Genomic DNA, 7,441 nt, shown 5'->3' on the forward strand with positions numbered 1-7,441 from the left:
GGGCCTCCCCAGGCCCCATGGCACGATGGGCGCTGCGCGCGGGCGAAAGATCCGCCCGGAACCGCGCCCGTGACGCCCCTCCGAGGAGCAGTGATGACCGACACTCCGGGCTGGGCCTCGCCCGGCTCGCCCGAGCCGCCCCGCGACGACGCCCGGCCCCCGGCCGACGCGCCCGCCGCCGTGCCCGGGCCGTCGGCACCACCGCAGGGCGCCCCCGCCCCGGCCCCCGGCTGGAACGGCCAGCAGGCCCGGCCCGACTGGAGCCGGCCCGCACCGGGCGGCCACCACCCCTACGGCTGGGGCGCTCCGCAGAGCCCCAAGCCCGGCGTCATCCCGCTGCGCCCGCTCGGACTCGGCGAACTCCTCGACGGCTCCGTCGCCACCATCCGCAAGCACTGGCGGACGACCCTCGCCCTCTCCCTCGGCATCGCCGTCGTCGAGCAGGCCGGCAACGTCGCCGCCCAGCTGCTGGTCAAGGGCAAGACCGGCCCCGCCACCCAGGTGACGACCATGCTCGCCTCGATGCCGCTGACGGTGCTGCTCGGCGTGGTCGCCACCGCGCTGCTCACCATGGTCGTCAGCCGCGCCGTCCTCGGGCAGTCCGCGACCGCCGGGGACGCCTGGCGCGACGCCCGCCGCCGGCTGCCGCAGCTGCTCGGGCTGACCCTGCTCACCGGCCTGATGTCCGGCGGCGTGGTGCTGCTCGGCTTCAGCCCCTGGTACTTCTACGCCACCGGCTCGGCGGGCGACCCCGGGACGGAGGCCCTCCTCTTCCTCGTCGGCATCCTGACCATCCCGGTCGGGTTCTGGCTGTGGATCCGGTTCAGCCTGGCCGCCCCCGCCCTGATGCTGGAGAAGCAGGGCGTGCGGACCGCACTGTCCCGCTCCCGGCGCCTGACCCTCGGCTCCTGGTGGCGCATCTTCGGTATCTCGCTGCTCGGCGAGGTGCTGACCTTCATCGTCGCCATGGTCATCGCGATCCCGTTCCGCTTCGCCGGACTCGTCCTCGGCTTCAGCGACTTCGACCGCCAGGTCGACCTCACCGCGGCCCACGAGCCCACCGCGATGCTGATCACCACCGCGATCGCCGGCATCATCGCCGCGACCCTCACCATCCCCTTCCGGGCCGCCCTCGGCGTCCTCATCTACATCGACCAGCGGATCCGCCGCGAGGCCCTGGACATCGAACTCGCCCGCGCCGCCGGCCTCGCCGAGCCCGGCGCCACCGGCTGGGGCGACCAGGCCGGCCGACCCCCCGCGAGGCACTGACCCGGATGCCTACCTGGGGGGACAGGCTCCTCGTCGCGGACGGCGCCCCGGTCACCGTCCCGCGTGACCCGGCCCGCGACGCCGCCCGCGACGAACTGCTCAACGCCGAGTACCACAAGCACGACCCGAGCGTCCTGGAACGGGTCATGACCTGGCTCAACGACCACATCACCGACGCGCTCGACAGCATCTCCGGCAACGGCACCAGCGGCACCACCGGCCTGGTGCTCTTCCTGATCGTCGCCCTGCTGATCGGCGCCGCCCTCTGGTGGCGCCTCGGCGCGCCACGGCGCGCGGCCCGCACCGTCCTCGACGTCTACGGCGTCGAAGGACCGCGCGGCGCCGGCCAGTACCGGGCCGACGCCGAACGGCACGCCGCCGCCGGGCACTGGAACGAGGCCGTCCGCGCGCAGATGCGAGCCCTGGTCCGGGCCCTGGAGGAACGCACCCTGCTCGACGTCCGCCCCGGCCGCACCGCCGACGAGGCCGCCACCGAGGCCGGCCGGGCCCTGCCCGACCACGCCGCCGCCCTGGCCGCCGCCGCCCGCACCTTCGACGACATCGCCTACGGCGAGCGCACCGCAGACCAGGCCGCGTACCAGCTGCTGCGCGAGCTCGACCGGACCCTGGAACGCGCCCGCCCGGCCCTGGGAGGAGCGGCATGACCAGCACCACCCCCGCGCCGCCCGCGCCGCAGCCGCCCGCCGTCCCTGCCCCCGACGAGACGGCCACGACCAGCCTCGCCCTCACCGGCCGCGGCCTCTGGCGCCGGGCCCGCTGGTACCTGCTCGTCCTCGCCGTCCTGCTGATCGGCGCCACCGCCGTGGCCGCCCTCGGCCAGGACCGCCGCTACCCGCCGCTCGACCCGCGCTCCTACGACCAGGACGGCACCCACGCCGTCCTCGCGCTGCTCGAACACCAGGGCCTCAAGGCCGACCTCACCACCGACCTCATCGGCCACCCGGGCGGCGCCGACACCCTCGTCCTGCCCGAGCCCGACCTGCTCGGCCCCGCCGAACTGCGCGCCGTCGCCGCAGCCCGGCACAGCCGGCTCGTCCTCATCGCCCCCGGTCCGGCCGCACTCAGCGCCCTGGCCCCCGGCATCCGCCCCTCCGACGAGGACGGCGGGCCCTCCTACGCCTCCGTCCGCAGCACCGCCGCACAGTGCCCGCTCACCGAGGCCGTGCGGGCCGGCAGCGCCGAGATCGGCGGAATGCTCTACACCAGCGGCAGCCGCGGCGCCGGCTGCTACCCGCGCGGCCACGGCTACCCGCTGGTCAGCGCCCCGACCGCCGGCGGCGACGTCATCGTGCTCGGCACCGGCGCCTTCCTGCACAACGAGCAGCTCGCCAAGGACGGCAACGCCGCCCTCGCCCTCGGCCTGCTCGGCTCCCAGCCCCGCCTCACCTGGCACCTGCCCGACTACAGCGTCCCGCCCGCCCAGGGCACCCGGGACAAGACCTTCGGCGACTACATCCCGGACGGCTGGCGCTGGGCCGGCTACCAGCTCGCCGCCGCGGCCGTCCTGACCGCCCTGTGGCGCGGCCGCCGACTCGGCCCGGTGATCAGCGAGAACCTGCCCGTGGTGGTCCGCGCCGCCGAGACCACCGAGGGCCGCGCCCGGCTCTACCGCCGCGCCAAGGCCCGCGGCCGCGCCGCCGAGGCCCTGCGCCGGGCCGCCGCGCACCGCCTCGCCCCCGCCCTGGGCGTCCCGCTCCACGTCGGCGCGCCCGACCCCGACACCCTGTGCGCGGCCGTGGCCGACCGCCTCCCCGAGCAGCCCGCCGGCGACGTCCGGGCCCTCCTCTTCGGCCCGCCCCCGACCGACGACGCCGCACTGCTGCGGCTCGCCGACGACCTCGACGCCCTCGAAAGGCAGGTACGGAACCCGTGACCGAACAGGCCACCGCCACCCCGTCCAGCACCCCCGGCGCGGCGGCTGCCACCCCGGGCACCCCCGACGCCGCCGTCGACCCGCGCGCCGCACTCACCGCCCTGCGCGCCGAGATCGGCAAGGCCGTGGTCGGCCAGGACGCCGCCGTCACCGGCCTCGTCGTCGCCCTGCTCTGCGGCGGCCACGTCCTGCTGGAGGGCGTCCCCGGCGTCGCCAAGACCCTGCTGGTCCGCACCCTGTCCACCGCGCTCAACCTGGACACCAAGCGCATCCAGTTCACCCCCGACCTGATGCCCGGTGACGTCACCGGCTCCCTCGTCTACGACGCCCGGACCGCCGAGTTCTCCTTCCAGCCCGGCCCGGTCTTCACCAACCTGCTGCTCGCCGACGAGATCAACCGCACCCCGCCGAAGACCCAGGCCGCCCTGCTGGAGGCCATGGAGGAGCACCAGGTCACCGTCGACGGCGTGCCGCGCCCGCTGCCCGTCCCGTTCCTGGTCGCCGCGACCCAGAACCCGGTCGAGTACGAGGGCACCTACCCGCTGCCCGAGGCCCAGCTGGACCGCTTCCTGCTCAAGCTGGTCCTGCCGCTGCCCGACCGGGACCAGGAGTTCCAGGTCCTGTCCCGGCACGCCGCCGGCTTCGACCCCCGCAACCTCGCCGCCGCCGGCGTCCGCCCGGTCGCCGGGCCCGCGCACCTCGCCGCCGCCCGCGCACAGATCGCCAAGCTGACCGTCTCCCCCGAGATCCTCGCGTACATCGTCGACCTCTGCCGGGCCACCCGGCAGTCCCCGTCGCTGTCCATCGGCGTCTCGCCGCGCGGTGCCACCGCCCTGCTGGCCGCCTCGCGCGCCTGGGCCTGGCTCGCCGGCCGCGACTACGTCACCCCCGACGACGTCAAGGCCCTGGCCCTGCCCACCCTGCGGCACCGCGTCGCGCTGCGCGCCGAGGCCGAGATGGAGGGCGTCACCGCCGACTCCGTCATCCAGGCCGTCCTCACCCAGACGCCCGCCCCCCGCTGAACCACCCGTTCCCGAAGGAGCGCACCGCATGGCCCTCACCGGGCGAACCGCCCTGCTCGCCGCGCTCGGCACGCTCGTCGTGGGCCTGTTGCTGCCGTCCTGGGCCGGGATCGGCCTCGTCACCGGCACCGTGCTGCTCGCCGCCGTGATCGACCTGGTGCTCGCCGCCCCCGTCCGCAGCCTGGAACTCGGCCGGGGCGGCGACACCACCGTCCGGCTCGACGAACCCGCCTCCGTCGAACTGACCGTCACCAACCCCTCCGGGCGGCCCCTCCGGGCCCGGATCCGCGACGCCTGGGCCCCGTCCGCCTGGCGGCCGGGCACCGCCGAGGCCGCCTCCCGGCACACCCTGCACGTCCCCGCCGGCGAGCGGCGCCGGGCCGTCACCGCACTCACCCCGACCCGCCGCGGCGACCACCACGCCCGGCGGGTGACGGTCCGTTCGCTCGGGCCACTCGGCCTGGCCGGCCGCCAGGGCTCGCACCACCTGCCCTGGACGGTCCGCGCCCTGCCCCCGTTCAACAGCCGCAAGCACCTGCCCTCCCGGCTCGCACGGCTGCGCGAACTCGACGGCCGCACCTCCGTCCTGACCCGCGGCCAGGGCACCGAGTTCGACTCCCTGCGCGAGTACCTGCCCGGCGACGACGTCCGCTCCATCGACTGGCGGGCCAGCGCCCGCCGCAACACCGTCGCCGTCCGCACCTGGCGCCCCGAACGCGACCGGCACATCCTCGTCGTCCTCGACACCGGCCGCACCTCCGCCGGCCGGGTCGGCGACGCACCCCGCCTCGACGCCGCCCTCGACGCCGCCCTGCTGCTCACCGCCCTCGCCACCCGCGCCGGCGACCGCGTCGACCTGCTCGCCCACGACGCCCGCAAGCGCGCCGCGGTCGCCGGCAGCTCGCCCAGCGAGATCCTGCCGGCCTTCACCCACGCGATGGCCTCCCTCCAACCCGCCCTGCACGAGACCGACATGCGCTCACTGGTCTCCACCGCCCTCAAGATGGCACCGCACCGCTCGCTGATCGTCCTGCTCACCGGCCTCGACACGGCCCCGGTCGAAGACGGCCTGCGCCCGCTGCTGCCGCTCCTCACCAAGCGCCACGAGGTGGTCCTGGCCTCCGTCGCCGACCCCCACCTGGACGCCCTCGCCGCCGGGCGCGGCACCCTGGAGGCCGTCTACGGCGCCGCCGCCGCCGAACAGACCCGCGCCGACCGCCGCGCCACCGCCGACCTCCTCAGCCGCCACGGCGTCACCGTCCTCGACGCCTCCCCCGCCCAGCTCGCCCCCGCCCTCGCGGACACCTACCTCGCCCTCAAGGCCGCCGGCCGCCTCTGAGCCCTCGCCGTACGGACGGTCCCGCCGGGTGGTCCCGTTCCTTCAACGGGCAGGCCGTGGTGACGCGGCGTCACCCACCTGGTCCGTCAGCGACGCCGACGGGCGTTGAGCCGGGCGGCCTGGCGCGTCAGGTGGTCGCGCTCGGCGAGGTTGGGGGCCCGGTGGGCCGCCTCGGCGTACAGCCGGGCCGCCGTCTCCAGGTCGCCGTCGCGCTCGTGGAGGTACGCCGCCACCGCCGTGTGGCGGGGCAGCGAGCCGTCCAGCTCCCCGAGCGCCGCCAGCCCGGCGCGCGGTCCGTCGGCCTCACCGACGGCCACCGCGCGGTTGAGCCGGACGACCGGGCTCTCGGTCAGGCGGGCGAGCTCGTCGTACCACTCGACGATCTGCACCCAGTCGGTCTCCTCGGCGGTGAGCGCGTCGGCGTGGAGCGCCGCGATGGCGGCCTGGGCCTGGAACTCGCCCAACCGGTCGCGGCCGAGGGCCGCTTGCAGGATCCCGACGCCCTCGGCGATCAACCCGGTGTCCCACCGGCCACGGTCCTGCTCGGCGAGCGGCACCAGGCTCCCGTCGGACGCGGTCCGGGTCCCGCGCCGGGCATGGTGGAGCAGCATCAGGGCGAGCAGCCCCGCCACCTCGGGGTGGTCGATCGCCTCCGCGAGCTGCCGGGTCAGCCGGATGGCCTCGGCGGCGAGGTCGACGTCCCCGGAGTAGCCCTCGTTGAAGACCAGGTAGAGCACGCGCAGCACGGTGGCGACGTCGCCGGGCCGGTCGAACCGCACCCCCGAGACGGTCCGCTTGGCCCGGCTGATCCGCTGCGCCATGGTCGCCTCGGGCACCAGGTAGGCCTGGGCGATCTGGCGGGTGGTCAGCCCACCGACGGCCCGCAACGTGAGCGCGACCGCCGACGACGGCGTCAACGACGGGTGCGCGCACAGGAAGTAGAGCTGGAGCGTGTCGTCCACCGCGGACGCGGGCCCCGGCTCCGGTTCCTCCTCGACCCGGTCCTCGCGTCGGCGGCGGGCCGCGTCCGCCCGGGCCCCGTCGAGGAACCGGCGCCAGGCCACGGTGACCAGCCAGCCCTTGGGGTCCCGCGGCGGGTCGGCCGGCCAGACTCGGACCGCCTCGACCAGCGCGTCCTGCACGGCGTCCTCGGCCGCCGCGAAGTCGGCTCCGCGGCGGACGAGGATACCGAGCACGCTCGGCGTGAGGCTCCGGAGCAGGACTTCGTCCACCGGAGAGGTCACTCGGTGACGGTGGGCGGCGCGGCCAGGAACGGACGCAGCTCCAGCCACTCGTGGATCGGCCGCCCGCCCGCCCCGGGAGCGGCCGACAGTTCCCCGGCCAGCTCGACGGCGCGCTCGTAGCTGTCGACGTCGATCACCATCCAGCCGGCGATCAGGTCCTTGGTCTCGGCGAACGGGCCGTCGGTCACCGGCGGGCGCCCCTCGCCGTCGTACCGGACGAACGTCCCCTCGGGAGCGAGTGCCTGGCCGTCGACGAACTCGCCGGTCTTCTCCAGCCGGTCCGCGAAGTCCTGCATGTACCGCACGTGCGCCGAGATCTCCTCGGGCGTCCATCGGTCCATGGGCACGTTGTTGACCGGAGCCGGGGCGCCTCGGTAGTGCTTGAGCAGCAGGTACTTGGCCATGATGTTCTCCTCGGTACTGGTGCGACCCATTGTGGCCGCGTCCACCCCGGGGACGGAGGCAGCCACGGGTTCTCGACATGGCCGGCCGAACTTTTTTGAACTTTCGTGGGGACTTTCGTGGGGCCCTGGTGAGGTGCTCCCGTGGGCCGGAAATGCAAAGAACCCCCATCCGGCTTCCCGGATGGGGGTTCTCTGTGAATGATTGTTCGGCGGCGTCCTACTCTCCCACAGGGTCCCCCCTGCAGTACCATCGGCGCTGTAAGGCTTAG

7 protein-coding genes are annotated in these 7,441 nt (G+C 75.5%); 5 read left to right on the top strand and 2 right to left on the bottom strand.

What is annotated here, in order from left to right; all coding sequences use genetic code 11:
• Positions 1-93: 93 nt before the first annotated feature.
• The 5 genes from ACFWPT_RS37530 to ACFWPT_RS37550 all read left to right on the top strand — a co-directional run bounded on the left by ACFWPT_RS37530 (position 94) and on the right by ACFWPT_RS37550 (position 5,524).
• Complete coding sequence (locus ACFWPT_RS37530; protein ID WP_380376989.1) at positions 94-1,269, top strand: hypothetical protein; 1,176 nt, start codon at positions 94-96, stop codon at positions 1,267-1,269.
• Between the two features lie 5 nt (positions 1,270-1,274).
• The gene (locus ACFWPT_RS37535) at positions 1,275-1,934 is read left to right on the top strand and encodes a DUF4129 domain-containing protein (protein ID WP_063349151.1); all 660 of its coding nucleotides are present in this window, start codon (positions 1,275-1,277) and stop codon (positions 1,932-1,934) included.
• Complete coding sequence (locus ACFWPT_RS37540; protein ID WP_380487318.1) at positions 1,931-3,163, top strand: DUF4350 domain-containing protein; 1,233 nt, start codon at positions 1,931-1,933, stop codon at positions 3,161-3,163. The genes ACFWPT_RS37535 and ACFWPT_RS37540 overlap by 4 nt, the downstream gene beginning before the upstream one ends.
• Positions 3,164-3,264: 101 nt before the next feature.
• On the top strand, positions 3,265-4,185 hold the full coding sequence (locus ACFWPT_RS37545; RefSeq protein ID WP_380487324.1) for an AAA family ATPase: 921 nt from the start codon (positions 3,265-3,267) through the stop codon (positions 4,183-4,185).
• A gap of 28 nt (positions 4,186-4,213) precedes the next feature.
• Complete coding sequence (locus tag ACFWPT_RS37550) at positions 4,214-5,524, top strand: DUF58 domain-containing protein (protein ID WP_380487320.1); 1,311 nt, start codon at positions 4,214-4,216, stop codon at positions 5,522-5,524.
• 86 nt (positions 5,525-5,610) lie between these two features.
• Here the strand turns inward: ACFWPT_RS37550 and ACFWPT_RS37555 are convergent, their stop codons facing one another.
• On the bottom strand, positions 5,611-6,756 hold the full coding sequence (locus ACFWPT_RS37555) for an RNA polymerase sigma factor (RefSeq protein ID WP_380487326.1): 1,146 nt from the start codon (positions 6,754-6,756) through the stop codon (positions 5,611-5,613).
• A gap of 8 nt (positions 6,757-6,764) precedes the next feature.
• On the bottom strand, positions 6,765-7,172 hold the full coding sequence (locus ACFWPT_RS37560) for a YciI family protein (protein WP_063351357.1): 408 nt from the start codon (positions 7,170-7,172) through the stop codon (positions 6,765-6,767).
• Positions 7,173-7,441 lie beyond the last annotated feature (269 nt).

The organism is Kitasatospora sp. NPDC058478 (assembly GCF_042720345.1).
Classification (GTDB): domain Bacteria; phylum Actinomycetota; class Actinomycetes; order Streptomycetales; family Streptomycetaceae; genus Kitasatospora.

Excerpts from the sequence above, each read along its gene's own strand:
- ACFWPT_RS37530 (WP_380376989.1), top strand. The coding sequence starts at position 94 with ATGACCGACACTCCGGGCTGGGCCTCGCCCGGCTCGCCCGAGCCGCCC.
- ACFWPT_RS37535 (WP_063349151.1), top strand. The coding sequence starts at position 1,275 with ATGCCTACCTGGGGGGACAGGCTCCTCGTCGCGGACGGCGCCCCGGTC.
- ACFWPT_RS37540 (WP_380487318.1), top strand. The coding sequence starts at position 1,931 with ATGACCAGCACCACCCCCGCGCCGCCCGCGCCGCAGCCGCCCGCCGTC.
- ACFWPT_RS37550 (WP_380487320.1), top strand. The coding sequence starts at position 4,214 with ATGGCCCTCACCGGGCGAACCGCCCTGCTCGCCGCGCTCGGCACGCTC.
- ACFWPT_RS37560 (WP_063351357.1), bottom strand. The coding sequence starts at position 7,172 with ATGGCCAAGTACCTGCTGCTCAAGCACTACCGAGGCGCCCCGGCTCCG.